The sequence below is a fragment of the Bradyrhizobium sp. USDA 3256 genome, assembly GCF_054058275.1.
Genome location: NZ_JBSSAE010000002.1, coordinates 3,816,766 through 3,840,704, shown reverse-complemented (window position 1 = coordinate 3,840,704; position 23,939 = coordinate 3,816,766). Strand labels below are relative to the sequence as shown.

Sequence of the window (23,939 nt, the reverse complement as noted above, 5' to 3'; positions counted from 1 at the left end):
GTCAATCAGGCACGCGCTTGCCGGCCGCCGACGCCTCGGCGCGCGGCGTGCGCTTCTTCATGTTGTTGGCGAGGTGGACTGACGCATTGTCGGCAGCCGGCGGTGCGACATGCAAGGGGGCGCCGTGGGCTCGGCCGTGCGCCGCGACGGGCCCTTGATGCGCGGCCTGCTTCGGATGCCGGGCCTGACGCGCGGAGAACGCCTGCGCGCGCGGTACGCCAACGCCAACGGTCGCACGCTGGGCGAGGCGGCGATTGGCCGCCGATCGGGCTGCGAGCAGGGTCAGATCGAGCGCTTCGGGAACGCGGAACACGTCGGACGCCGGGACCGGCAATGTCGAGACGGTTGCGAACCGCGCAAGCTGGGGCTGCGGCCACAGCGTGCGGACGGGCATCGCGACCCGGGTGCGCTGTGCGTGGTCGAGGATATCGGCATCGCGCCAATCCATGTCGGCAAACACCGGGGCAGGCAGCGCCCGCGTCGCGGTGAACACGAAGTTCGGAATTTTGGGCCAGCGCGTGGTCGCCACCGTCTCGGTCGGTGGATGCAGGTACCATTGCTGCGGCTGGGTCGGCGTCGCCGGGCGATCGGGCGTTGCGGGCACGACATGAACGATCCGGTAGCCGCGCTCCTTCAGCGTGTTGAGGATGCGCGGCAGCGCCGCAACGGTGCGCGGCTGGATGTCGTGCAGCAGCAGGATGCCCTTGCGCTTGGCTTCGATCCGCTGGATCGCGAGGTCATAGACCCGCTGCGGCGAGATGTGGCGCCAGTCGTCCGCCGGGAAGTCGGCGCTCCAGACCTGGATGCCCTGGGACGCCAGATAGGCCTCCGGAATCTCGGCGCGCATCAAACCGGGAATCCGGAAGAACGGCGCGAGCTTGCTTTTGTCGCCATTGAGGGCGGCGAGCGTCGAGGCAATGCCGTCGTCGACCTCCTGCCGCACCTTCTCGAGCGGCATCTTGTTCATCGTCAGCGGATGGTTCTGGCTGTGCGTGCCGACCGTGTGTCCGGCCGCGATCAGCTTGCGCACGCCCTCCGGATTGAATCGGGCCTGGGAGCCGATGGTGAAGAAGGTCGCCTTGACGCACTGGCTGGCGAGAATGGCCAGCACCTGGTTGCTGTATTTCGGCAGCGGCCCGTCGTCGAAGGTCAGTACCACTTCGTGATCGGCGAGCGGCAAGGTCTCCGGATACTGCATGGTGCCGATCCGGGGATGCTCCTTGGGATCGACGACGAGGGTCCGCGAGGTGCCGAGTGCGTTGGGGTTAGGGCAATCTGCAGCGAGGGCAGCGTACGGCGTCATCAAGCCGCAGCCCAGCAGCGTCGCGCGGACCACGGTCCGCGACCGCTTCCGGATCATCACCAGGACGTTTGCAATCATCGAATCTCGGCCGCATTCCAAACGCACTGACGAATCCTTAGGTGCGGCGCCATGAATGCCGCCTTAACGGTCTGTAATCCACCATGGGTCCCGGGTTCAATGTGTCCGGTCGGACACGGTTTTCAGCGCCGCCGGGACGATGTGGACGACGTGGTATTTATGCTCCTGCAGGTACCTCAAGAAGGCGGGCAGCATCTCGGCTGTCCGCATTTGCGGATCATGCAGCAGGATAATTCCCTTGCGGTGGCCTTCGAGCCGCCCGGTGAGCAGCTTGAGTTCCTCCTCGGGGGTCATCTTGTTCCAATCGCTGGCCCAGAAATCGGCTCCGAACACCGCGATACCGCGCTTTTCCAGGTGGTCCAGCAGGGCGGGTGTCGATTCGAAATAGGGGAACCGGAAGAACGGCGTGCTCGGAATCGTGCTCTCGGTGCCACGTAGGGCCTTCTGGATCGCTTCGATCCCCCGGTTGATGTTCGCCTCGGCCTGATCCAGCGGGAGTTTGTTGAGATGCGGATGGTCCCAGCTGTGATAGCCGATGGTGTGGCCGAGGCGCGCGATCTTGCGGACCATATCGGGATGATCGGCTGCGTTGCGGCCGACCATGAAGAAGGTTGCCTGCACGCATTCGGCCGCCAGCGCCGTCAGCACCTTGTCGGTGACCCCCGGCGTCGGTCCGTCGTCGAAGGTCAGCACGACCTCGCCATCCCTGAGCGGCAGGGTCTGCGGAAAGCTCTTCAGCCCGACGCGGGGATAGGTCGCAGGGTCGACCTCGAGCACACGTGAGGTGCCGAGCGCGTCCTTGCGCTGGCATTCGGCGGCGTGCGCCGAGCCGAACACTGCAACAGGCGCGAGCGCGACCAGCGCCGCGAAAGCCTTCCGGAGCGGTCGCGGTGCGCTCGACATCTTTCTCATTGCACTGGGCCCCACCGATTAGGTAATCCGTTCCGCACTCATCCAACCAGTTTTTCCCCTCCTGTCAAACCGGCGAAACACGGCATGGCCGAGAATTTCGACGTTGCCGAACCCGCCGAGGCCGATCCGCTGGCCCGGATGCCGATGCGGGACGAGGAGGGCGAGCTCCGCGGCGAATTCGTTGCGGCGATCACCCGGGCCATCCACGCCGCCGACCGGCCGCTGCTGTGCGAGGTGGTGGCGGAACTGCACGAGGCCGATCTCGGCGACCTGATTGCGGCGCTGGCGCCGGACGACCGCGTCACCCTGGTCGAGATCACCGGCGCCGATTTCGACTTCTCGGCGCTCAACGAGGTCGACGAGACCGTCCGCGAGGAAATCCTCGAGGAACTCGAGCCGGAGACGGTTGCCGAGGGCGTCCGAGAGCTCGAATCCGACGACGCCGTCGAGCTCCTGGAGAGCCTCGACGAAGAGGACCAGGAAGAGATCCTGGAGAAGCTGCCGGCGGCCGAGCGCGAGGACATCGAGCGCAGCCTGCTGTACCCGGAGAATTCCGCCGGCCGGCGGATGCAGACCGAGTTCATCGCGGTGCCGCCGGATTGGAATGTCGGGCAGGCGATCGACTACATGCGCGACACGCCGGATTTGCCCGACCGCTTCTACGAGATCTATGTGGTCGACGCCGACAGGCATTTGCTCGGCGCGGTGCCGCTCGACGTGCTGCTGCGCGCGCGCCGCCCGGTTCCGATCAAGGACCTGGTCGATGAGGACCGCCGCCGGGTCTCCGCGCTGGAGGACCAGGAAGAGGTCGCGCGGATGTTCGGCAAGTACAATCTGGTCGCAGCTCCGGTGGTCGACACCATCGACCGGCTGGTCGGCGTGATCACCATCGACGACGTCGTCGACGTGATCGAGGAGGAGGCCGACGAAGACTTGAAGGCGCTCGGCGGCGTCACCAGCGACGAAGAGCTGTCCGACACGGTGTGGACCATCGCCCGCGGCCGCTTCAACTGGCTCTTGGTCAATCTCGCCACCGCGTTCCTGGCCTCGTCGGTGCTCGGCCTGTTCGAGGGCCAGCTCGAGAAGATGGTGGCGCTCGCGGTGCTGGCGCCGATCGTGGCGAGCCAGGGCGGCAATGCCGCGACCCAGACCATGACGGTCGCGGTACGCGCGCTCGCCACCCGCGAGCTCGGCTCCTACAACGCGATGCGGGTGGTGCTGCGCGAGACCATGGTCGGGCTCGTCAACGGCATCGCCTTTGCCGTCATCACCGGCGTCGCCGCGGTGGCCTGGTTCAAGATCCCCGGCCTCGGCATCGTGATCGGGCTTGCGATCATCTGCAACCTGGTCGCCGGCGCGCTCGGCGGCATCCTGATCCCGATGGTGCTGGAACGGGTGCGGGCCGACCCCGCGGTCGCCTCCGGCACCTTCGTCACCACCGTCACCGACGTGGTCGGCTTCTTCTCGTTCCTCGGCATCGCCACGCTGTGGTTCGGCCTCAAGTAACGCGCTCGCGGGCAGGGCGGCGCATGGTTCGGGCGCGAGCCGCGCCGGGCCGCTTATCGTTAATCCGAACTTAACGCGCTTCATCGATGATGCCGCTATCTCCAAGGGGCCATCACGGGGGCCATCATGCAGCGGTTGCGGCTCAAGGCGGACGGACGGATCGTCGAATTGCGCGACGGGCAGGAAATCCCGCTCGTGCCCGCACATCCCGACCAGGCGATGCAGCCTGCAGCCGCGCAACCGGCCGTACGCGATCTGCGCCGCCGGGCCCAGCTCACCCAGCTGGAATTCGCCGCCAAGCTCGGCGTACCCGTGGAGACCATCCGCAACTGGGAGCAGGGCAAGCGCGCGCCGCGCGGACCTGCCCGCGCGCTGCTCGCCGTGATCGCCCATTCGCCGGAGACGGTGTTCGCCGCGCTGTCGAGCGAGCCGACGGCGGCTTGAGCGGCTAGGGCGCGCTCCCCCCATCATTGCTGCAATCTCGGTGTCGTCCCTGCGAAAGCAGGGACCCATACTCCGCGGCCCGTGTTGTGAACGGGACTCGTCGTTCGACCGTCCCGCAACAAAGCCGATCTGTGGTTATGGGTCCCTGCTTTCGCAGGGACGACAGCGAGTGTGTTGCACGACCGGGAGTCAAACTTCCACATTCTCGCGACACGATTTGCCCGAGCTTTGCTCTTCGTTTCGCCGCTCTGGAAACAGAGGGCGCAGGGAAAGCCGGGTGCCGATCGCACCCGTGGGTCCCGCGTAATAATAAACGCGGGAGGTAGGACCACAGGTGTAACCGGAAACGACCCGGCTTTCCCTGCGCGATGGGTTACGGCTTATACGTGCTCTCCCCGGTGAGACTGGGCTTGTTTGTCACCGTCTTCACAACGCGCATCGCGCAATGCGAAGAGACACCTGCCGCTAGGGCGTCAGGACCACACGACTTCACCGTCCACCTCAGTCACGCGTCGTCGGTCGTGACCTCGGCGTCCATCGCATCTCACCGCAACACTCCTGACGATGCGCAGCGCCCCTCGATCGGGTGAGACGGGTTATTCATACATTGAGTTGCCTTTCGGATAAAGCGAAATATTTTTGCTCCGAGGGCTTGACCCGTCGGGCAACTCAGTGATCGGCAATTTCCGGGCAGCAGGACTGTTTGGCTCTTGGTGCGCAGCAGGACTGCTGTTCCTGCAGCCATCGGTCGCGCGGCTTGCAACTCGACGGGCGCGCCGAGAGATAGACCCGGATCGCCGCGTCGCCGGCATCCATGCGTTCCGCCCGATAGATCTGCATCGGCCGAACACCGTCGCTCACCTCAAAGGTCAGCCTGGCTTGCGGGTCGAAGCCGACCGCCTCGTCGACCTTGCGGATGATCGCAAGAAACTTTCCGGCCGGCATGTGGCCGCGGTTGTCCTCCTCGATGTCCCAGAGCTGAATGAAGGTCTCGCTCCAGCTCTCCGGGTTCGCGCCGCAATCGAGCGCCCTGGACGAACCGGTCTTGACTTCGGTCACGTGGTAGCTGGGGCGGACGTCCCGGCCGTCGTAGCTGAATATCAGCGGCTTCTCCTTGTGCGCCTCGAGGCTGGAAAGGAGGCTGCGGATGACAGCTCTTCCACCGGAAGCAGGGCGCCGACGATCGAACGGGTATTGGCAAGCGTGTCCATGGCTGCTATCTTCATTTCAATGATTATTGAATTGTAGGATTATCGAAAGATGGAGGAGCGTCAAGCCCGAACCGCGTTTGCCGCGCTGTCGCAGGAAACGCGGCTGCGGATCGTGCGGCTGCTGGTCCAGGCGGGTCCCGAGGGGATGGCCGCGGGTGCGATTGCGGAGGCGGTCGAGGTGTCGCCATCCAACGTGTCGTTCCATCTGAAGGACCTCGAGCACGCCGGCATGATCGTGCCACGCCGCGAGGCGCGCTCGATCATCTACTCGGCGGATTTCACCGGTTTGCGCGACCTCATCGCCTTCCTGATGAAGGATTGCTGCGCGGGCCACCCGGAGATCTGCGCGCCGGCGCTCGCCGCTGCCCAGTGCAAGCCTTCCACGGGGAAGAAGGCGCGTGCCTGATGCGCGATTTCGATCTGCCACGGCGCCTTGCGGCTGAATGTCTCGGCACGTTGCTTCTGGTCGCGACCGTCGTTGGCTCCGGCATCATGGCAGAGGCCTTGACCAAGGACGTGGCGCTGGCGCTGCTCGGCAACACGCTGCCGACCGGCGCCATTCTGGTGGTGCTGATCACAATCCTTGGACCGATATCCGGCGCGCATTTCAATCCGGCGGTCACGCTGGTGTTCACGCTCAAGGGCGAACTCCGCCCGCCGCACGCCGCGCAGTACGTCGCGGTGCAGGTGCTCGGGGGAATCCTGGGTGCGATGGTCGCGCATGCCATGTTCGGCCTGCCGCTCCTGGAGTTCTCCGCCAAGGCGAGGACCGGGTTCCCGCAGTGGTTTGCGGAATTCGTTGCCGCGTTCGGATTGGTCGCAACGATCATCGGTGGCCTGCGGTTTCGTGAGGCCGCTATCCCATGGCTGGTCGGGCTCTACATCACGGCCGCCTACTGGTTCACCGCGTCCACGTCTTTCGCCAACCCGGCTGTTGCCATCGCGCGATCATTCACCGATACGTTTTCCGGTATCCGCGCGCAGGATCTGCCGGGATTTATCGTCGCCGAGATTCTGGGGGCGATGGTCGCGCTGGCGCTGATGACGTGGCTCCTGCGGCAGAGCGAAACGAAGATGGAAGCAATCCGATGACGATCACGATCTACCACAATCCCGATTGCGGGACGTCGCGCAACGCCCTCGCCATGATCCGCCAAAGCGGGGAGGAGCCGGAGATCGTCGAGTATCTCAAGACGCCGCCCGCGCGCGACACGCTGATCTCGCTGATCGCGGCCATGGGCATGACGCCCCGCGCCCTGCTCCGCGAGAAGGGCACGCCTTATGCGGCGCTCGACCTTGCCAATCCGAAATGGAGCGACGACGAGTTGATCGATTTCATGATCGCGCATCCGATCCTGATCAATCGGCCGATCGTGGTCTCGCCGAACGGCGTGAAACTGTGCCGGCCGTCCGAGGCCGTGCTTGAACTTCTCGCCACTGACATTGGCCAGTTCGTCAAGGAAGACGGAGAAGTGGTTCCGCCCAGGACGCCGGGTGCGCGCGCCGGATGAGCCGCCGTGCAGACAACGTCCTGATCGTTGCGCTCGGGACCACGCAAACCCTTGCCTGGGCGTCGAGCTATTATCTGCCCGCCATCCTCGCGGACCCGATTGCGCGGGACCTCGGCATCTCGACGAACTGGCTGTTCGCCGCGTTCTCGATGGCGCTCGTGATCTCCGGGCTGCTCGGTCCGCGGGTCGGCCGCCAGATCGACCGGATGGGGGGACGCGAGGTGCTCTGCGCGTCCAACCTCATTCTGGCGTCGGGGCTGATCCTGCTCGGGCTGTCGCAGAGCGGCGTGCTGATGGCGGTGAGCTGGTTGTTGCTCGGCGTCGGCATGGGCCTTGGCCTGTATGATGCAGCCTTCGCGGCGCTCGGGCGCATTTACGGCAGCGCCGCCCGCCGCTCCATCACAGGCATTACCCTGATCGCGGGTTTTGCCAGCACCATCGGCTGGCCGCTGAGTGCGTGGGGGCTCGCAACCATCGGCTGGCGCTGGACCTGTTTCGGCTGGGCCGCGGCGCACATTCTGATCTGCTTGCCGCTCAATGGCTTCCTGATTCCCAGGCTGAAGCGGGAGCATCGGATCGCGGCCGACACGCCGAAGCCGCACATTCCCGTCGACCGCGCGATGGTGTTGCTCGCCTTTGCCTTCGCCGCCGCCTGGAGCGTGACGTCGGCGATGGCGGTTCATCTGCCGCGAATTCTGGAGTCGCTCGGTGCGACGCAGGCGCAGGCGATTGCGGCGGGCGCACTGATCGGTCCGGCGCAGGTGGCGGCGCGCATTGTCGAAGCGAGCCTGCTGAAGCGGTTCCACCCGCTCTGGTCAGCGCGCCTGGCCTGCATCACACATCCCTTGGGCGCCTGCGTCATCGGCCTGTTCGGCGGCGGCTTCGCTGGAATCTTCGCGCTGTTGCACGGCGCGGGGAATGGAATCCTGACGATCGCGCGCGGCACGCTGCCGCTGGCGATATTCGGTCCGAAGGACTACGGCTACCGCCTGGGACTGCTCGGCGCGCCGTCGCGACTGTCTCAAGCCCTCGCGCCCCTTCTATTCGGATTCCTGATTTCGCCGCTCGGCGGCTATACGCTTGCGGTCACGTCGGCCCTCAGCCTGGCCGCGCTGCTGGCATTGATCGCGCTCAAGGCCGCGCCGAAGGCTTAGCGGTAGCGGATGGCGGCGGCATCGGTGTCGGCAGGGCGGCCGATCCGCGCACTCCTTCGGCTCGATCTCAATCGTGCCGACACCCCTAGGGAGGTCCAGCGCCGCCTGACGAGCCATAGACCTGGCCGTTGGCGAAGCTTGCGTCGGCAGCGGCAAGTTGCACGTAGATCGATGCCAGCTCGACGGGCTGGCCGGGTCGGCCGAGAGGGGTATGTCCGCCGAAGTTTTCCAGCTTCTCCATCGATGCCCCGCCGGACACTTGCAGCGGGGTCCAGATCGGTCCCGGCGCGACGGCGTTGACACGAATGCCCTTTGGTCCGAGCTGCTTTGCCAGCGACTTCACGTAGTTCATCGTCGCAGCCTTGGTCTGGGCATAGTCGTATAGGTCGGGCGAGGGATCGTAGGCTTGCTCCGAAGCCGTACCGATGATCACCGCGCCCGGCTTGAGATGCGGCAGCGCGGCCTTGATGATCCAGAACGGCGCATAGACATTGGTCTTCATCGTCGCGTCGAAATCTTCCGAAGAGACGTCCAGGATGGACTCGCGCGCTTGCTGCCGGGCTGCGTTGTTGACGATGATGTCGAGGCCGCCAAGCCCGTCGATCGTGCGCTTGACTAGCTCCTTGCAAAAACCTTCGTCGCGAAGATCGCCGGGGATTGCAAGACCGTTGCGCTTCTCCGCCCTGATCAGGCCGATGACCTCCACCGCATCGGGCTCTTCCGAAGGAAAATAGTTGATGGCGACGTCGGCGCCCTCGCGCGCGAAGGCGATCGCGGCGGCGCGCCCCATGCCGGAGTCGCCACCCGTGATCAGCGCCTTGCGCCCGGCGAGCCGGCCCGAGCCGCGATAGCTTCGTTCGCCATGATCCGGCCGCGGCTCCATCTTGCTTGCAAGACCGGGCCAGGGCTGGCTTTGCCGCCTGAACGGCGGTTTCGGATATTTGCTGGTCGGGTTCTCGAGCGGCTTGCTGGCCATTGGCTGCTGTCCTTTCCGAAAGGGCTGATGGCCTAACCGGCGGGACGGGGAATCGTTGCTAACGCCTGGGGATGGAGCGCTGGGGCGAAGGTCGCCCGCTAGTTGCGATCCGTACCCTTCATGCGCCGGACCGTGTCGATGAACGCCTTGATGATCGGGGAGTGGGCTCGCCCGCTGTGATGGGCGATGCTGTACTGGGTCTTGATGGTGCGGTCGCTGATCTCCAGCGCGCGCAGATTGGGGTGCGGCACGAATTCGAAGTCGGCGACGACGCTGATGCCGAGGCCGCGCTCGACCGCCTTCCACACGCCCTCGCGGCTCTCGATCTCGAACACCGGCTCGATCCGGATGCCCTCGGCTTGCATCGTGGCCTCGAACGCGCGCCGCGTGGTCGAGCCGCGCTCGCGCAGCACGATGGGCTGGTCGGCCAGCTCGCGCAGCCTGACCGACTTGCGCTTGAACCAGGGATGATCGCGGTTGACGAACACGATCACGCGGTGGGTGCGGTAGGGGATCATGGTGACGCGCGAATCCTCCGGCACCTCCGCCAGGATCGCGACGTCGGCCTCGAAGTCGACGATGTGGCGGAAGGTGCGTTCGGAATTGCCGAGCAGGGTCGAGATCTGCACTTCCGGATGATCGCGCTTGAATGCCGCGATGATCTCGGTGGCATGAAACGGTCCGACGGTCGCGACCCGCAGGTGTCCCTTGGTGGCCTTGCCGTGTGCGGCCAGGAGGTCGTGGGCCTCGTCGCAGAACGTCATGATGCCGCGGGTGATCTCGAACAGCGCGGCGCCGGCCTCGGTGAGTTCGGTGTGCCGCGGCTTCCGGATCAAAAGCTCGACGCCGTAGCTCTCTTCCAGCTCCTTGACCTGGATGGTCAGCGTCGGCTGCCCGACATTGAGCACGCGCGAGGCCGCGGTGAAGCCGCCATGAGCGGCGACCGCGTGGAAGGCGCGAAGCTGGCTGAACACTATTGACATAATCAATAGAACGCATCCGCAGAATGAATTTGTCAATAGCAGCCGGCGCCGTACCTTCGCGCCAAACGGAGGACGCGCTGATGGACTGGATTTATTCCAACCCGGTGAGGATCGAATTCGGAGTCGACAGCTTCGACAAGCTGCCGGGACTGATCGACAAGCGCGCCTATGCGCTCGTGACCTATGGCGAGCCGGTCTTTGACGAGCTCGAGCGGCGACTGCGCGCCGCGGCGGGACCATCGGTCCTGACCATCCGCGACGTCGCGCCCAATCCGGACTACCGCCTGCTCACCGAACAGACCGCGCGTTTTGCCGGCCTCGCGAGGCAGCCCGAGGTGATCGTCGCGCTCGGCGGCGGTTCGGTGATCGACTCCGCAAAGGTGTTCGCGGCCGCCGGCGGCGACTTCGCGACCGTCAAAACCTATCTGGAGACGCAGCAGGGCGCCGAGCGTCTCGCGGCGATCCCGATCATCGCGGTGCCGACCACTGCGGGCACCGGCAGCGAAGTGACCTGCTGGGGCACGGTGTGGGACGAGGCCAACGGCAAGAAATACTCGCTGGCGCGTGCGTCGCTTTATCCGACCCATGCGGTGATCGATCCGCGCCTGATGCTCGGCAAGCCGCAGCTTCTCACCATCAGCACCGGGCTCGACGCGCTGTCGCATGCACTGGAGAGCATCTGGAACCTCAACAACAACCCGGTGTCGGCCAACCACGCGGTGGCCGCGGCGCGCAGCATCCTCGACGTGCTGCCGAAGCTCGCCAATGACCTCGGCGATCTCGAGCTGCGCAGCCGCATGGCGCAGGCGGCGCTGTTCGCGGGCCTCGCGTTCTCCAACACCAAGACCGCGATCGCGCATTCGCTGTCCTATCCGATCACGCTGCGGCACGGCGTGCAGCACGGCATCGCCTGCTCGTTCTCGCTGCCGATGGTGCTGCGGAGCGTCAAAGGGGCGGGCGGGCTCTGCGAGGACAGCTTGAGGCAGATCTTCGGCGCCGATCTGGCGCGGGCCGCCGACGATCTCGAGGATTTCATGGCTCGGCTCGGCATCTCCTGCAATCCGGCCGCCTACAGGATCGAGCGCGCCGAATGGCACGCACTGATCGCGGACTCGCTCGAGGGCGAGCGCGGCCGCAACTTCCTGGGATCGAAGGAACGGCTGATCGAGGCAGCGCAGACGCAGCGGACGCCCAGCGCGGTGAACGCGTGACGACACCGCAGTGACAAGGAGAGGCATCATGCAAGACAAGCGCAAGACAATCACCGTCAACGGGCGCCGTTACGAAGCGCCGACGCGGCCAACCGTCGTGATCTGCCTCGACGGTTCGGAGCCCGGCTATATCGAGCAGGCGATCGAGGCCGGCGTCGCGCCGACCTTCGCGCGCTTCATGAAGGAGGGCGCGCATGTCCATGCCGCCAGCGTGATCCCGAGCTTCACCAATCCGAACAACCTCTCGATCATCACCGGGCGGCCGCCCGCGGTGCACGGCATCGCCGGCAACTACTTCTACGACACGGCGAACAACGCCGAGGTCATGATGAACGATCCGAAGTTCCTGCGCGCACCGACCATCCTGGCCGGTGTCCATGACGCCGGCTACAAGGTCGCCGCCGTCACCGCCAAGGACAAGCTGCGCACCTTGCTTGCGTACGGTCTGGACTATTCCAGCGGCCGCGCCATCGCCTTCTCGTCGGAGAAGGCCGACCAGGCCACCAGGGCCGCCAACGGCATCGGCGACGTGCTCGACTTCGTCGGCCTGCCGCTGCCCGAAGTCTACTCGGCCGATCTGTCGCGCTTCGTGTTCGCGGCCGGCGTCAAGCTGGTCGAGCGCTACCGTCCCGATCTGATGTACCTGTCGACCACCGACTACATCCAGCACAAGGTCGGGCTCGGCACCAAGATCGCCAACGACTTCTACGCGATGATCGACGGCTATCTTGCGAAGCTCGATGCGCTCGGCTGCAACATCGTGGCGACCGCCGACCACGGCATGAACGACAAGTTCCTGCCCGACGGCAAGCCCGACGTGATCTACCTCCAGGATGTCATGGACGACTGGACCGGAAAGGGCGCGGCGCGGGTGATCCTGCCGATCACCGATCCCTATGTCGCCCATCACGGCTCGCTCGGCTCGTTCGCGACCATCTACACGCCGGAGGGCGCCAACGTCGACACGCTGCTGTCGCGGCTGCGTGCGACCGGGGGCATCGAGATCGCGCTGACGCGCAACGAGGCCTGCGCCAGGTTCGAGCTGCCGCCGGACCGGATCGGCGACATCGTCGTGATCTCGACCAGGCACAAGGTGCTGGGCACCAGCGAGTCGCGTCACGATCTCTCGGGCCTGACCGAGCCGCTGCGCTCGCATGGCGGGCTGACCGAGGAGCGGGTGCCGCTGATCGCCAACCGCAGGATCGCGCTGCCCGCCGGTCACGCCCTGCGCAATTTCGACGCCTTCGACGTCGCGCTCAACCGCATCCAGTGACGCATTCGGACCCCAAGGACAGTGCCATGAACATCCAGAGCCCGGCCGTTCGCCACGAGCAGATGCGGATCGCAGGCAGCCTCGTCGACACCGACGAGCATGTCGAGGTTTTCAATCCCTACACCAACAAGGTGGTGGGCACGGTCCCGGCGGCGCGGCCGGAGCATGTGCGCAGCGCCTTCGCCAGGGCGGCCGCGTTCAAGCCGAAGCTGACGCGCTACGAGCGCCAGCGCATCCTGCTGCGCACCGCCGAGATCCTGGCCGGACGCAAGGAGGAATTCGCGCGGCTGATCACGGCCGAGTCCGGGCTGTGCTGGAAGGATTCGCTCTACGAGGCCGGCCGCGCGTATGACGTCTATTCCTTTGCCGGCCAGCTCGCGATCAAGGACGACGGCGAGACGTTCTCCTGCGATATCAGCTTGCAGGGCAAGGCGCGCAAGATCTTCACGACGCGCACGCCGTTGCTCGGTGCGATCTCGGCGATCACGCCCTTCAACCATCCGCTCAACATGGTGAGCCACAAGATCGCGCCGGCGATCGCGACCAACAACCGCGTGGTGCTGAAGCCGACCGAGCTGACGCCTTTGACCGCGCTCGCGCTCGCCGACGTGCTCTACGAGGCCGGGCTGCCGCCCGAGATGCTGTCGGTGGTGACGGGCAATCCGCATTCGATGGGGGATGCGATGATCACCGATCCGGACGCCGATCTCGTGACCTTCACCGGCTCGGTCAGGGTTGGCAAGCACATCGCTAGCAAGGCCGGCTACAAGCGCCTGGTGCTCGAGCTCGGCGGCAACGATCCGCTGATCGTGATGGAGGACGCCGACCTCGACAAGGCGGCCGAGCTCGCGGTCACCGGCGCCACCAAGAATTCCGGCCAGCGTTGCACGGCCGTGAAGCGCATTCTCTGCGTCGAGGCGGTCGCCGACGATTTTGCCGCGCTGGTGCTGAAGAAGGCACGCAAGCTGAAATGCGGCGACCCGCTGGATCCGACGGTCGACGTCGGCACCGTGATCCACGAGGGCGCGGCGAAGGAATTCGAGCGCCGCGTCAATGCCGCCGTCGCCGACGGCGCCGAGCTGTTGCACGGCAACGCTCGCGACGGCGCGCTCTATCCGCCGACCGTGGTGGACCGGATTCCCTACACCAGCGAGCTGGTGATGCAGGAGACCTTCGGGCCTGTGATCCCGATCATCCGCGTGCCCAACGACATCGACAGCGTGATCCGGATCTCGAACGCGACCGCGTTCGGCCTGTCGTCGGGCGTCTGCACCAACCGGCTCGATTACATCACGCGGTTCGTCAATGAGCTCGACGTCGGCACCGTCAATGTCTGGGAAGTGCCGGGCTACCGGATCGAGATGTCGCCGTTCGGCGGGATCAAGGATTCCGGCCTTGGCTACAAGGAAGGCGTGCAGGAGGCGATCAAGAGCTTCACCAACGTCAAGACCTATTCGTTGCCCTGGCCGGTCTAGAGCAGCGCGTTCGACGAGGGCCGCACGCGGACAACAAGAGCAACGCGGCGGCTGACTGCGATCAACCAAACAAGGGGAGGCCTCAATGTCGATCACGTTCAGTCCGTCGGGCGTCGGCTCGGTCGGAGTCCAGAATCCGGAGCTTGCGACATCGTTCCGCCGCGCGCAGTGGCGGATGCTGTTCGCGGCGATGTTCTGCTATCTGTTCTTCTACACCGGGCGGCAAACCTTCGGCTTCGCCATTCCCGGCATCCAGGCCGAGTTCGGCGTCACCAAGGAAGCGCTGGGCTGGGCCAGCGCGGCGCTGCTCTGGTGCTACGCGGTCGGGCAGGCGATCAACGGCAATCTCGGCGACAAGTTCGGCGGCCGCCGCGTGATGAGCGCCGGCGCGATCCTCTCCTTCATCATGAACTGGGCCACCAGCCTCTCGACCGGCATCGTCAGCCTCACCGCGTTCTGGGGCATCAACGGCTATTTCCAGTCGATGGGATGGGCTCCGGGCAGCCGGTTGCTGTCGAACTGGTGGGGCCGCCACGAGCGCGGCACGGTCTACGGGCTCTATACATTCGCGGCCGGTCTCGCCTCGGTGCTGTCGTTCGTCACCTCGCTGGTCGTGGTCGGCTACTTCCAGCTCGACTGGCGCTGGATCTTCCGCATCCCGGTCGTGCTGCTGCTGCTCGGCGGCATCGCGTTCTATCTGATCGCGCGCGAGAAGCCCGAGGACATGGGCTTTGCCTCGCCGCATGACGAGGCCGACGACGTCGCCGCTGCGGAAGCCGCGGTCAGCGCCAACGAGGGCTCGCTGGCGCGCTACAAGGCGGTGCTGTCGAACTGGCGCCTCTTGGTCGCCGGCGTTGCGATCGGCTTCCAGAACGCGGCGCGCTACGGCCTCTTGGTGTGGGTGCCGGTGCACTTCCTCGGCAGCAACTGGGCCAAGGCCGGCGCCGCCTCGGTGATCGATCCGCGCTGGATCAGCATCGCGCTGCCGGTCGGCATGGCGGTCGGCGCGTTCAGCAATGGCTGGGTCTCGGACAAGGTGTTCGGCTCGCGCCGCTACCTCGCCATCGTGCTCTACATGGCGCTCGCCGCGGTCACCTCGCTGTGCATGTACGCGATCCCGACCTCGGACGTCGTTCTCGGGATGACCGTGCTGTTCCTGTGCGGCTTCTTCACTTACGGGCCGCAATCCTCGTTCTGGGCGCTATGCCCCGATCTGGTCGGCCACAAGCGGGCAGGGACCGCGACCGGGGTGATGAACTTCTTCGCCTACCTGTTCGCAGGTCTCGGCGAGCCGATGATCGGCCACTTCATGGACAAGCATAACCAGACCTCGCTGGTGTTCCTGGTGGTTGCTGTCTGCGCGACCTCCAGCGCGGTGGTGGCGGCCTTCATCCGCCGCTGACGAACGATCCGCATCAGCGGCTCACCACAGGTCCGCGCTTCCGACGGGAAGCGCGGACCACTGTTTTTGGAATGAGCAGAACGCCGTTGTGCGTGCGATCGCTGCAGCCGCACCGCGGGGACCAATTCCCCGAAATTGCCTGGCTCGAGCGGTGATCTGACGCTCAATCCCTCATCACCGGCTGACCAAAATCGATGCATGAAATGATAAATATCACGTAATATCAATATGATATAAAAAATTGCATGCAGAATACAAAATGTGCTTGTCCCGTTTGCCGCCTTGAAGCAGACTTCGCGCAGGGCAGGAGAGGCCGGCGACCGTCAAGGACGAGGGGTGCGGCAGGGCAAAACAATCTGTCGGGAGGAGCGAGCAATGAGCGATCAGGTGTCCACCATCGCAATGGCAGATACGGCAAAGCCTTCCGGCGTGCGCTGGAAGATCTTCCTGCTCATGCTGTTCCTGATCTCGATCAACTATATCGATCGTGCCTCGCTCTCGGTCGCGATGCCGGTCATCGCCAAGGAGTTCGATATCGATCCGGCGATGCAGGGCCTGATCCTGAGCTCGTTCTTCTGGACCTACGCGCTGATGCAGGTGCCGGGCGGCATGCTCGCCGATCGCTTCAAGCCGCGTATCGTGATCGCGCTCGCGACGCTGTTCTGGGGCTTCTTCCAGGCGCTGGCGGCGCTGTCCACCAGCTGGATGCTGTTGCTGCTGACCCGGCTCGGGCTCGGCGCGTCGGAAGCGCCGATCTATCCGGCGGGCGGCAAGCTCAACGCGATCTGGATGACGCAGACCGAGCGCGGCCGCGGCGCCACCTTGCTGGACGGCGGCGCACCGCTTGGTGCGGCGCTCGGCTCGATCGTGATCGCCTGGTTGATGGCGGCGTTCAGCTCCTGGCGCGTCGCCTTCGTCATCGCCGGCGTCGGCACCATGCTGTGCGGGCTATGGGCCTGGTACTATATCCGCAACGTGCCGCGCGAGCATCCCTCGGTCAACGAAGCCGAGGCGCGCTATCTCGAGGAGGCGCACGCGATCGAGGATGCGGCGACGCCGCCGTCCTCGGGCGCAAGCTGGATGGCGTATTTCCGGTTTCGCTCGGTGTGGTGCATGTGCCTCGGCTGGATGTTCTTCAACACCACGTTCTACGGGCTGCTGACCTGGATGCCGACCTACCTGTTCAAGGTGCACGGCTTCGACATCAAAGCGCTGGGCGGCGCGTCCTTCATCATCTTCTTCGCAGGCTTTGTCGGCGAGCTGGTCGGCGGCTGGATCGGCGATAACTGGCGGGAGCGGGGTGGGTCGCCCAACACCGTGTTCCGCACGCTGTTCGGCATCGCGGCGATCATGGCGACGGTGTCGATCTTCCTCGTCGCCTACGTCACCAACGCGGTCGCGGTCGTGGTGCTGCTGTCGACGACGCTGTTCTTCCTGCGCTGGTGCGGCATGTACTGGGCGATCCCGTCGGCGCTGGCGGGCCGCGGCAAGTCCGGCTTCCTCGGCGGCTGCATGAATCTCGGCGGCAACATCGCCGGCATCACGACGCCCCTGATCGTCGGCTTCATCGTGCAGGCCACCGGCTCCTACTTCCTGGCCCTGATGTATTTCGCCGCCGCGGGCATTGCGCTGTTGATCTGCTCGACCCTGATCGATTACAGCCGCAAGCTCCCGGTCTAGAACGGATGCGGTCGAATCCGCCAAGGGTTCGGCCGCGTGATGAGGCTCACCAATGACACGTCCTATCAGGCTCGGCATGCTGACGCCGTCGTCGAATACCGCGCTCGAGCCGATCACCTGCGCGATGCTATCGGGGATCGACGACGTCTCGGCGCATTTCTCGCGCTTCAAGGTGACCGAGATCGCGCTGTCGGAACAGGCGCTGCGCCAGTTCGACGCCAGCGAGATTCTTCGCGCGGCAGAGTTGCTCGCCCATGCCAGGGTCGACGTCATCGCCTGGAACGGCACCTCGGCGAGCTGGCTCGGTTTCGATCGCGACGAGAGCCTGTGCGAGCAGATCACGGCGGCGACCGGGATCAAGGCCTGTACCACGGTGCTGGCCTATCGCGACCTGTTGCGGCGGATCGGCGCCAGCCGCATCGGGCTGGTGACGCCATATCGCACGGATGTGCAGGAGCGGATCATTGCCAATTGGAATTCGCAAGGGCTGCATTGTTTTGCCGAGCGGCATCTGTCGCTGCAGGACAATTTCTCCTTTGCCGAGGTCGGCGAGGCCGAGGTCGCAAAGCTGATCGAGGAGGTGGTGCGCGAGGGCTGCGATGCCGCCGTCGTGCTCTGCACCAACATGCGCGGCGCCGGCGCGGCCGAGCGGCTGGAGCGCGGATTTGGCGTCCCGGTGCTGGACTCGATAGCGGTGACGCTGTGGGCGTGCCTTGCCGCGGCCGGCTGCGATCCGTCGCGCGTGCAGGGCTGGGGCAGCCTGTTCTCGAACAGCCATCTGCGCGCGGCCACTGCGATCCACGTGGGAGGGCGCGATCTCCAATCATGACAGTGAAGGCAAGCGGTGACTGAACCCAAGGCGACCAGACGGAACAAGGAACCCAAGCGCGCGATGACCGCGCTGCAACGGCGCCGCCTGCGTGTGCCGCGGGTCGGGCTGCACGAGCAGGCAGCGGCGCGGCTGCGCACCATGATCGTGCGCGGCGAGCTGGCGCCGGGGCAATCGTTGGGGGAGGCGGACCTGTCCGACGCGCTCGGCGTCTCGCGCACGCCGCTGCGCGAGGCGCTGAAGCAATTGGCGAGCGAGGGCCTGGTCGAATTGCGGCTCAACCACAGCGCGGTGGTGGCGCCGTTCCGCCGCGCCGAGCTCGCCGAACTGTTCGAGGCTGTCAGCGGCATCGAACGCTGCGCCGCCGAGCTCGCCGCGCTGCGCATGGAGCCGGAAGACTTCGAGCGGCTCGCGGTGCTGCAGGACAAGATCGAGTGGCATCACGGCCGCGGCGAGCTGCGCGAGTATTTCCAGACCAATCAGCAGATCCATTCGGCGATCGTCGGCTTCGCCCGCAATGCGGTGCTGAAGGCGACGCACGAGGCGCTGCTGGCGCGGGCCGAGCGCGCGCGCTTCTTCGCGCTGTCGGTGCTGGGCCGCTGGGATGAATCGGTGCGGGAGCACCAGGAGATTCTGTCCGCGCTGAAGCGCCGCGATGCGGCGCGGGCCGGGCAGATACTGGCCCACCACGTGCGCCGCACCGGCGAGATCGTCGCCGAGACGCTGGATGCCAAGACACTGGATGCCAAGACGCCGGATGCCGAGGCGGACGGCGCCGCGGCACCGGAGGCACCGGCAAGGCCGCGCGGCCGCAAGACGAGGAACGTTGCGCCATGAAGATCCTGCTGCTCAATCCCAATACGACGGCTGATGTGACGGATCTGCTCCATGCCGCCGGCAGCAAGGCGGCGTCGGTCGGCACCGAACTCGTGTCGCTTACCGCCGCGCGCGGTGTGCCTTATATCGCGACCCGCGCCGAGGCCCAGATCGGCGGCGCGATCGCGCTGGAGATGCTGGCCGAAGCCGGCCCCGGCGTCGATGCCGCTGTCATCGCGGCGTTCGGCGATCCCGGCCTGTTCGGCGCGCGTGAGCTGTTCGCCTTTCCGGTGGTGGGATTGGCTGAAGCTGCGATGCTCACGGCCTGCATGCTCGGCCGCCGGTTTGCGATCGTCACCTTCGCCGGCGCGCTGGCGCCCTGGTACGAGGAATGCGTCGCCATGCACGGGCTGAGCTCGCGCTGCGCCGGCATCCGCACGCTTGACGGCGGCTTCCAGTCGATCTCGGAGGTGCAGGCCGAGAAGGAGGAGCTGCTGGTCGCGCTGGCCAACCGCGCTGTCGAGCAGGACAGCGCCGACGTCGTCATTCTGTCGGGCGCGCCGCTCGCCGGACTCGCGGTAAAAGTCCGCGACCGCATTCCGGTGCCGGTGGTCGATCCGGTCGCGGCGGCGGTGCGGCAGGCGGAGACGCTCGCCGTGCTCAAGCCGCGCAAGGCGGTGGCCGGCACCTTCCGCCGTCCCGATCCGAAGCCGACGCGCGGGCTGGCCGAGCCACTCGCCGCAATCATCGAACACCGCTCACCGAAGGAGGGAACAAACTGATGTCCTTCGACACCATCATCCGCGGTGGCACCGTGGTGACCGCTGCCGACACCTTCGCCTGCGACGTCGGAATTAGCGGCGGCAAGATCACGGCGCTCGGTCATGATCTCGGCGATGCGGCCACGATCATCGACGCCACCGACCGCCTGGTGCTGCCCGGCGGCATCGACAGCCATGTCCACTTCGCCCAGCCGTCCGGCGACGGCATCGTGATGGCCGACGGCTTTGCCAGCGGCACGCGATCGGCGGCGTTCGGCGGCAACACCACCGTGCTGCCGTTCTGTCTGCAGGAGAAGGGCCAGACGTTGCGCGAGGCGCTGAAGCATTACCATTCGCTGGCCGAAGGCGAGTGCCATGTCGACGTCGCCTTCCATCTCATCCTCACCGATCCGACCGAGCATGTGCTGGGCCAGGAGCTGCCGGCGCTGGTCGAGGACGGCTACACCTCGCTAAAGGTCTTCATGACCTATGAGGGCCTCGCGCTATCGGACCGCGAGCTGCTCGAAACCATGTCGGTCGCGCGCGAGACCGGCGCCATGCTGATGGTGCACGCGGAGAATTTCGACGCCATCCGCTTCCTGACCGACCGGCTCGAGCGCGCCGGCAACACCGCACCACGCTTTCATGCGACCTCGCGGCCGATCCCGGTCGAGCGCGAGGCCACCCATCGCGCGATCTCGCTGTCCGAGCTCGTCGACGTGCCGATCATGATCGTGCATGTCTCGAATCGCGAGGCGATGGACGAAATCCGGCGCGCACAGCAGCGGGGCTTGCGGGTAATGGGCGAGACCTGTCCGCAGTATCTGATGCTGACCGAAAAGGATCTCGATCAGCTCAATATGGAAGGCGCAAAATACGTCTGTTCGCCGCCGCCGCGCGACGTCGCCAGCCAGCAGGCCTGCTGGGAGGGGTTGCAGCAGAAGGTGTTCTCGGTGTTCTCGTCGGACCATTGTCCGTTCCGTTACGACGACCCGCAGGGCAAGCTTGCGCCGAAAGGGCGTACCAGCTTCCGCTGGGTGCCGAACGGAATCCCGGGTGTGGCGACGCGGCTGCCGATCCTGTTCTCCGAGGGCGTGGTGAAGGGGCGGATCGACCTCAACAGCTTCGTCGCCTTCAGCGCCACCAACCACGCCAAGATCTACGGCCTCTATCCGCGCAAGGGCACGATCGCGGTCGGCTCGGACGCCGACATCGCGCTGTGGGACCCGAAGCGCAAGCTGACGATCCGTCACGAGCTGATCCACGACGGCGCGGACTACACGCCCTATGAGGGGCTCGAGGTCACGGGCTGGCCGGTGCTGACCATGGTGCGCGGCAAGGTGGTCGTCGATAACGGTGCGCTCATTGGCGGCAAGGACCACGGCACCTATCTGCCGCGCGCCAAGCCGCCGAAGGCCGCGACCATTCCGTAACGCGACCATCCCGTAACAAGCAAAGAGAGAAGGCAGGAGATCAACATGCCCTATGCTGTGACAGACGACGGAGTGCGGCTTTATTTCGAGGAGACCGGATCGGGGCATCCGGTGATCCTGGTCCACGAGTTCGCAGGCGACTTGCGCAGCTACGAGCCGCAGATGCGGCACTTCGGCAAGCGCTTCCGGACCATCGCCTACAATGCGCGCGGCTTTCCGCCGTCGGATGTGCCCGAGCAGGTCTCGTCCCTATTCGCAGGCGCGCGCCGCCGACGATATCCTGGCCGTGCTCGATCACATCGGCGCGCCCAAGGCGCATATCGTCGGCCTGTCGATGGGCGGCTTTGCGACGCTGCATTTCGGATTGCGTCACCCTGATCGGGCGCTGTCGCTGTGCATCGGCGGCTGCGGCTATGGCGCCGAGCTCGACAAGCGCGATGCGTTTCGCGCCGAGGCCGACGTGATCGCGAACATGATCCGCAAGGACGGCATGCCGGCCTTCGCCGAGCGTTACGCCTACGGGCCGACCCGCGTGCAGTACGAGAACAAGGACCCGCGCGGCCACGCCGAGTTCAAGACCATGCTGGCTGAGCATTCGGCGGTGGGATCGGCCAACACCCAGCAGGGCGTGCAGAAGGAGCGTCCCTCGCTCTACACGCTGGTCGACGAGATGAGGCGCATCAATGTGCCGACGCTGGTCATCACCGGCGACGAGGATTGGCCGTGCCTGCTGCCGGGCATCCTGATGAAGCAGAGCATCCCGTCGGCTGCGCTCGCGGTGATGCCGAACTGCGGCCACGCCATCAACATCGAGGAGCCCGACGAATACAACCGGATCGTCGGCGATTTTCTGTCGCAGGTCGAAAGCGGCCGCTGGCCACAGCGCGATCCGCGCGCGGTGAGTGCCTCGATCACGGGAATGAAGGATTAGGCCCGGACTCATTAAGGCGCAGCCTGATTGCCCCTAGTTGAACGAAGCCAAGGTAGTCGGCGGCAAGCCAGTCGTGGTGCGTAGCAGCCCGACGACGTTATTTGATCCTGTTGAAGTAGATCGGATCGCTGCGATTGCTGTTCGGCGGACGCCCGCGCTCCTTTCTGCGTCGCAAGCTCGCCGGCCGAACGCAACGCTGCTGGCATGGCCCCTGGTTCGGCGTTGATGAGCGGAAGCGGACGTCAACCCACCGACAATCACCGCAGTCACTTCTGAAGGGTAACAATTGCAAGATGCAGTTGAAAGCCACCATTGATCTAAATCAATTCAGATGGCGAAATGTCTGCGGCAGGTTGTGTCGCGTGGGCCGGTGCCGTGCTCAGGCCCCGGCCGGTGGCGCGCGCTGCCGTCCGTCATATTGGAAAGGGAGTATTTGATGCAAAGGCGATCGACTCAGAGCCCGCAGACCGTGACGAAGCGCGATTTTCTGCGGTCTGCCGCGTTGGCGGCGATTACGGCGACTGCCAGCAGTTCAACCTGGGCGCAGTCCGAGCGTCCGGGATTCTTCAAGGCCAAGGACATTGCCGAGGCCGGCTTCATCTATGGCCTGCCGATCGTGATGTCCTATGGTGTGATGTACGAGTACGCCGTCGACAAGTCGTCAGGGCAGTACAAGGCGCCGTTCAATACGCTGGTCAACGAGGCCCGCGTTTACACCTACGAAGATACCGCCGTCGTCACGCCCAACAGTGACACGCCGTATTCGTTTGCATGGCTGGACTTGCGGGCCGAGCCCATCGTCTTTTCGGTGCCGGCGGTCGATCCCAAGCGCTACTATTCGCTGCAGTTGATCGACCTTAATACGTATAATTTTGGCTATGTCGGTTCGCGCGCGACGGGCAGCGATGCGGGAAGTTATCTGGTCGCCGGCCCGCGATGGACCGGCGCGACACCGGCCGGCATCAAGAAGGTGTTCCGGTCGACGAGCGATTTCTGCCTGGCACTTTTCCGGACCCAGCTGTTCGACCCGGCCGATATTGAGGCCGTCAAGAAGGTTCAGGCCGGCTACAAGGCGCAGCCGCTTTCCAGCTTCCTGAATCGGCCCGCGCCGCCGCCGGCGCCGGCGCCTTCCTTCCCCAAGTTCGAGAAGGATCTCGTCCGCACCGAGTTCTTCGAATATCTGGACTTCGCGCTTCAATTCGCGCCGGCGCTGCCGGAGGAACGCTGGATCCGGGAGCAACTGGCACGGATCGGCGTAGGGCCAGGGAAGACCTTCGATTTCCGCAGCCTCTCGCTGGAAGACAAGGCCGAGATTCTGCTTGGCATGAAGGAGGGCGAGCGCAAGGTCAGCGAGACGGTGGCGAGCCTCGGCAAGGACATCAACGGCTGGCGCGTCAGCTCGGCGTTCGGTGACGCGGCATTCTTTCACGGCGACTGGCTCTTGCGCGCGGCAGCCGCGAAGGCCGGCATCTATGGCAACGACGCCGTGGAGGCCATGTATCCCCTGGGCAAAGTGGACGCCGATGGCAAGGAACTCGACTGCTCGAAGTCGAGCTACACGCTGACCTTCCCGGCGGAACAGTTGCCGCCGGTCAACGCCTTCTGGTCGGTCACGATGTATGACGGCAAGTCGCAGCTCTTGGTGAAGAATCCGATCAACCGCTACCTGATCAACTCGCCGATGTTGCCGCACTTGAAGCGCGGCTCTGACGGTTCGCTGACGATCTACATCCAGAGCAAATCTCCGGGAGCGGACAAGGAGGCAAACTGGCTGCCGGCGCCGGATGGTCCGATCTATGTGGTGATGCGGCTGTATTGGCCGAAAACCACGCCGCCATCGATTCTGCCGGCTGGTGAAGGGACGTGGAAGCCTCCCGGTTTCAAGCGCGTGTCCTAGCACCCGGTCTCGTATCGGCCGGATGCGCCCGCGCCGAAGCGCCGCCCGCCACAAGACCAGGCATCCGCGCTTTTCGGGACAACAATCCCGGAAGGCGCGGATTTATTTCGGGCGTGAGCAGCCGCGATTGCCGGCGGCGCACAACTAGTTCAC

22 protein-coding genes are annotated in these 23,939 nt (G+C 65.4%); 17 read left to right on the top strand and 5 right to left on the bottom strand.

Translation table 11 applies throughout. The features are described from left to right. Window position 1: 1 nt before the first annotated feature. Both ACVWY5_RS19830 and ACVWY5_RS19825 read right to left on the bottom strand, forming a co-directional pair. Window positions 2–1,381, bottom strand: a complete 1,380-nt coding sequence (locus ACVWY5_RS19830) for a polysaccharide deacetylase family protein (RefSeq protein WP_028336446.1) — start codon at window positions 1,379–1,381, stop codon at window positions 2–4. A 96-nt stretch (window positions 1,382–1,477) separates the two neighbouring features. Beyond that, the gene (locus ACVWY5_RS19825; protein ID WP_080667185.1) at window positions 1,478–2,293 is read right to left on the bottom strand and encodes a polysaccharide deacetylase family protein; all 816 of its coding nucleotides are present in this window, start codon (window positions 2,291–2,293) and stop codon (window positions 1,478–1,480) included. An 84-nt stretch (window positions 2,294–2,377) separates the two neighbouring features. On the opposite strand from ACVWY5_RS19825, the gene mgtE reads away from it, so the two are divergent. Both mgtE and ACVWY5_RS19815 read left to right on the top strand, forming a co-directional pair. Continuing rightward, entirely contained in the window at window positions 2,378–3,799 is a 1,422-nt protein-coding gene (gene mgtE / locus ACVWY5_RS19820) for a magnesium transporter (RefSeq protein ID WP_028336444.1), read from the top strand. Window positions 3,800–3,925: 126 nt separating this feature from the next. Further along, on the top strand, window positions 3,926–4,243 hold the full coding sequence (locus ACVWY5_RS19815) for a helix-turn-helix domain-containing protein (RefSeq protein WP_028336443.1): 318 nt from the start codon (window positions 3,926–3,928) through the stop codon (window positions 4,241–4,243). Window positions 4,244–4,912: 669 nt separating this feature from the next. On the opposite strand, the gene ACVWY5_RS19810 is transcribed toward ACVWY5_RS19815, so the two are convergent. Continuing rightward, window positions 4,913–5,392 (bottom strand): DUF6428 family protein, encoded by a 480-nt coding sequence (locus tag ACVWY5_RS19810; protein ID WP_051376263.1) that lies wholly within the window; start codon window positions 5,390–5,392, stop codon window positions 4,913–4,915. A gap of 111 nt (window positions 5,393–5,503) precedes the next feature. Here ACVWY5_RS19810 and ACVWY5_RS19805 point away from each other — a divergent pair, with 111 nt between their 5' ends. The 4 genes from ACVWY5_RS19805 to ACVWY5_RS19790 are packed head-to-tail and all read left to right on the top strand — an operon-like array spanning window position 5,504 to window position 8,119. Continuing rightward, window positions 5,504–5,860, top strand: coding sequence for an ArsR/SmtB family transcription factor (locus ACVWY5_RS19805; protein ID WP_028336441.1), 357 nt, complete (start codon window positions 5,504–5,506; stop codon window positions 5,858–5,860). Then, window positions 5,860–6,546, top strand: a complete 687-nt coding sequence (locus tag ACVWY5_RS19800; protein WP_028336440.1) for an aquaporin — start codon at window positions 5,860–5,862, stop codon at window positions 6,544–6,546. The genes ACVWY5_RS19805 and ACVWY5_RS19800 overlap by 1 nt, the downstream gene beginning before the upstream one ends. Continuing rightward, window positions 6,543–6,965 carry an arsenate reductase (glutaredoxin) gene (gene arsC / locus ACVWY5_RS19795; protein WP_028336439.1) on the top strand — a complete coding sequence of 141 codons (423 nt, stop codon included), beginning with the start codon at window positions 6,543–6,545 and terminating at the stop codon, window positions 6,963–6,965. The genes ACVWY5_RS19800 and arsC overlap by 4 nt, the downstream gene beginning before the upstream one ends. Further along, window positions 6,962–8,119, top strand: coding sequence for an MFS transporter (locus ACVWY5_RS19790; protein ID WP_028336438.1), 1,158 nt, complete (start codon window positions 6,962–6,964; stop codon window positions 8,117–8,119). The genes arsC and ACVWY5_RS19790 overlap by 4 nt, the downstream gene beginning before the upstream one ends. 85 nt (window positions 8,120–8,204) lie before the next feature. On the opposite strand, the gene ACVWY5_RS19785 is transcribed toward ACVWY5_RS19790, so the two are convergent. After that, window positions 8,205–9,095, bottom strand: coding sequence for an SDR family oxidoreductase (locus tag ACVWY5_RS19785; protein WP_028336437.1), 891 nt, complete (start codon window positions 9,093–9,095; stop codon window positions 8,205–8,207). 98 nt (window positions 9,096–9,193) lie between these two features. After that, window positions 9,194–10,078, bottom strand: coding sequence for a LysR substrate-binding domain-containing protein (locus ACVWY5_RS19780; protein ID WP_028352301.1), 885 nt, complete (start codon window positions 10,076–10,078; stop codon window positions 9,194–9,196). An 80-nt stretch (window positions 10,079–10,158) separates the two neighbouring features. Here ACVWY5_RS19780 and psrA point away from each other — a divergent pair, with 80 nt between their 5' ends. The 11 genes from psrA to ACVWY5_RS19725 all read left to right on the top strand — a co-directional run bounded on the left by psrA (window position 10,159) and on the right by ACVWY5_RS19725 (window position 23,786). Further along, window positions 10,159–11,289, top strand: coding sequence for an iron-containing alcohol dehydrogenase PsrA (psrA, locus tag ACVWY5_RS19775; protein WP_028336436.1), 1,131 nt, complete (start codon window positions 10,159–10,161; stop codon window positions 11,287–11,289). A 25-nt stretch (window positions 11,290–11,314) separates the two neighbouring features. Further along, on the top strand, window positions 11,315–12,562 hold the full coding sequence (gene phnA / locus ACVWY5_RS19770; RefSeq protein ID WP_431017528.1) for a phosphonoacetate hydrolase: 1,248 nt from the start codon (window positions 11,315–11,317) through the stop codon (window positions 12,560–12,562). 26 nt (window positions 12,563–12,588) lie between these two features. Next, entirely contained in the window at window positions 12,589–14,037 is a 1,449-nt protein-coding gene (gene phnY / locus ACVWY5_RS19765; protein WP_028336435.1) for a phosphonoacetaldehyde dehydrogenase, read from the top strand. 85 nt (window positions 14,038–14,122) lie between these two features. After that, window positions 14,123–15,439: an MFS transporter gene (locus ACVWY5_RS19760; RefSeq protein WP_028336434.1), complete on the top strand. Its 1,317-nt coding sequence runs from the start codon at window positions 14,123–14,125 to the stop codon at window positions 15,437–15,439. Between the two features lie 375 nt (window positions 15,440–15,814). Next, on the top strand, window positions 15,815–17,119 hold the full coding sequence (locus tag ACVWY5_RS19755; protein WP_028336433.1) for an MFS transporter: 1,305 nt from the start codon (window positions 15,815–15,817) through the stop codon (window positions 17,117–17,119). 52 nt (window positions 17,120–17,171) lie between these two features. After that, window positions 17,172–17,948: an aspartate racemase/maleate isomerase family protein gene (locus tag ACVWY5_RS19750; protein WP_028336432.1), complete on the top strand. Its 777-nt coding sequence runs from the start codon at window positions 17,172–17,174 to the stop codon at window positions 17,946–17,948. Between the two features lie 15 nt (window positions 17,949–17,963). Continuing rightward, a complete protein-coding gene (locus ACVWY5_RS19745; protein WP_028336431.1) occupies window positions 17,964–18,785 on the top strand; it encodes an FCD domain-containing protein in 822 nt (273 codons plus the stop codon). Next, window positions 18,782–19,546: an aspartate/glutamate racemase family protein gene (locus tag ACVWY5_RS19740; protein WP_028336430.1), complete on the top strand. Its 765-nt coding sequence runs from the start codon at window positions 18,782–18,784 to the stop codon at window positions 19,544–19,546. The genes ACVWY5_RS19745 and ACVWY5_RS19740 overlap by 4 nt, the downstream gene beginning before the upstream one ends. Next, the gene (gene hydA, locus ACVWY5_RS19735; RefSeq protein ID WP_321177001.1) at window positions 19,546–20,958 is read left to right on the top strand and encodes a dihydropyrimidinase; all 1,413 of its coding nucleotides are present in this window, start codon (window positions 19,546–19,548) and stop codon (window positions 20,956–20,958) included. Before ACVWY5_RS19740 ends, hydA begins: the two co-directional genes overlap by 1 nt. A gap of 202 nt (window positions 20,959–21,160) precedes the next feature. After that, on the top strand, window positions 21,161–21,889 hold the full coding sequence (locus tag ACVWY5_RS19730) for an alpha/beta fold hydrolase (protein ID WP_456671688.1): 729 nt from the start codon (window positions 21,161–21,163) through the stop codon (window positions 21,887–21,889). A 436-nt stretch (window positions 21,890–22,325) separates the two neighbouring features. Further along, window positions 22,326–23,786 carry a DUF1254 domain-containing protein gene (locus ACVWY5_RS19725; protein WP_028336427.1) on the top strand — a complete coding sequence of 487 codons (1,461 nt, stop codon included), beginning with the start codon at window positions 22,326–22,328 and terminating at the stop codon, window positions 23,784–23,786. Window positions 23,787–23,939: the final 153 nt, after the last annotated feature.

Bases quoted from the DNA above. Each gene is read 5' to 3' on its own strand.
- ACVWY5_RS19815 (WP_028336443.1), top strand. From the start codon at position 3,926: ATGCAGCGGTTGCGGCTCAAGGCGGACGGACGGATCGTCGAATTGCGC.
- ACVWY5_RS19750 (WP_028336432.1), top strand. From the start codon at position 17,172: ATGACACGTCCTATCAGGCTCGGCATGCTGACGCCGTCGTCGAATACC.
- ACVWY5_RS19800 (WP_028336440.1), top strand. From the start codon at position 5,860: ATGCGCGATTTCGATCTGCCACGGCGCCTTGCGGCTGAATGTCTCGGC.
- hydA (WP_321177001.1), top strand. From the start codon at position 19,546: ATGTCCTTCGACACCATCATCCGCGGTGGCACCGTGGTGACCGCTGCC.
- ACVWY5_RS19785 (WP_028336437.1), bottom strand. From the start codon at position 9,095: ATGGCCAGCAAGCCGCTCGAGAACCCGACCAGCAAATATCCGAAACCG.
- arsC (WP_028336439.1), top strand. From the start codon at position 6,543: ATGACGATCACGATCTACCACAATCCCGATTGCGGGACGTCGCGCAAC.
- ACVWY5_RS19730 (WP_456671688.1), top strand. From the start codon at position 21,161: ATGCGCGCGGCTTTCCGCCGTCGGATGTGCCCGAGCAGGTCTCGTCCC.
- mgtE (WP_028336444.1), top strand. From the start codon at position 2,378: ATGGCCGAGAATTTCGACGTTGCCGAACCCGCCGAGGCCGATCCGCTG.
- ACVWY5_RS19790 (WP_028336438.1), top strand. From the start codon at position 6,962: ATGAGCCGCCGTGCAGACAACGTCCTGATCGTTGCGCTCGGGACCACG.
- ACVWY5_RS19740 (WP_028336430.1), top strand. From the start codon at position 18,782: ATGAAGATCCTGCTGCTCAATCCCAATACGACGGCTGATGTGACGGAT.
- ACVWY5_RS19830 (WP_028336446.1), bottom strand. From the start codon at position 1,381: ATGATTGCAAACGTCCTGGTGATGATCCGGAAGCGGTCGCGGACCGTG.
- ACVWY5_RS19825 (WP_080667185.1), bottom strand. From the start codon at position 2,293: ATGAGAAAGATGTCGAGCGCACCGCGACCGCTCCGGAAGGCTTTCGCG.
- ACVWY5_RS19725 (WP_028336427.1), top strand. From the start codon at position 22,326: ATGCAAAGGCGATCGACTCAGAGCCCGCAGACCGTGACGAAGCGCGAT.
- phnY (WP_028336435.1), top strand. From the start codon at position 12,589: ATGAACATCCAGAGCCCGGCCGTTCGCCACGAGCAGATGCGGATCGCA.
- ACVWY5_RS19755 (WP_028336433.1), top strand. From the start codon at position 15,815: ATGAGCGATCAGGTGTCCACCATCGCAATGGCAGATACGGCAAAGCCT.
- ACVWY5_RS19780 (WP_028352301.1), bottom strand. From the start codon at position 10,078: ATGTCAATAGTGTTCAGCCAGCTTCGCGCCTTCCACGCGGTCGCCGCT.
- ACVWY5_RS19760 (WP_028336434.1), top strand. From the start codon at position 14,123: ATGTCGATCACGTTCAGTCCGTCGGGCGTCGGCTCGGTCGGAGTCCAG.
- psrA (WP_028336436.1), top strand. From the start codon at position 10,159: ATGGACTGGATTTATTCCAACCCGGTGAGGATCGAATTCGGAGTCGAC.
- ACVWY5_RS19805 (WP_028336441.1), top strand. From the start codon at position 5,504: ATGGAGGAGCGTCAAGCCCGAACCGCGTTTGCCGCGCTGTCGCAGGAA.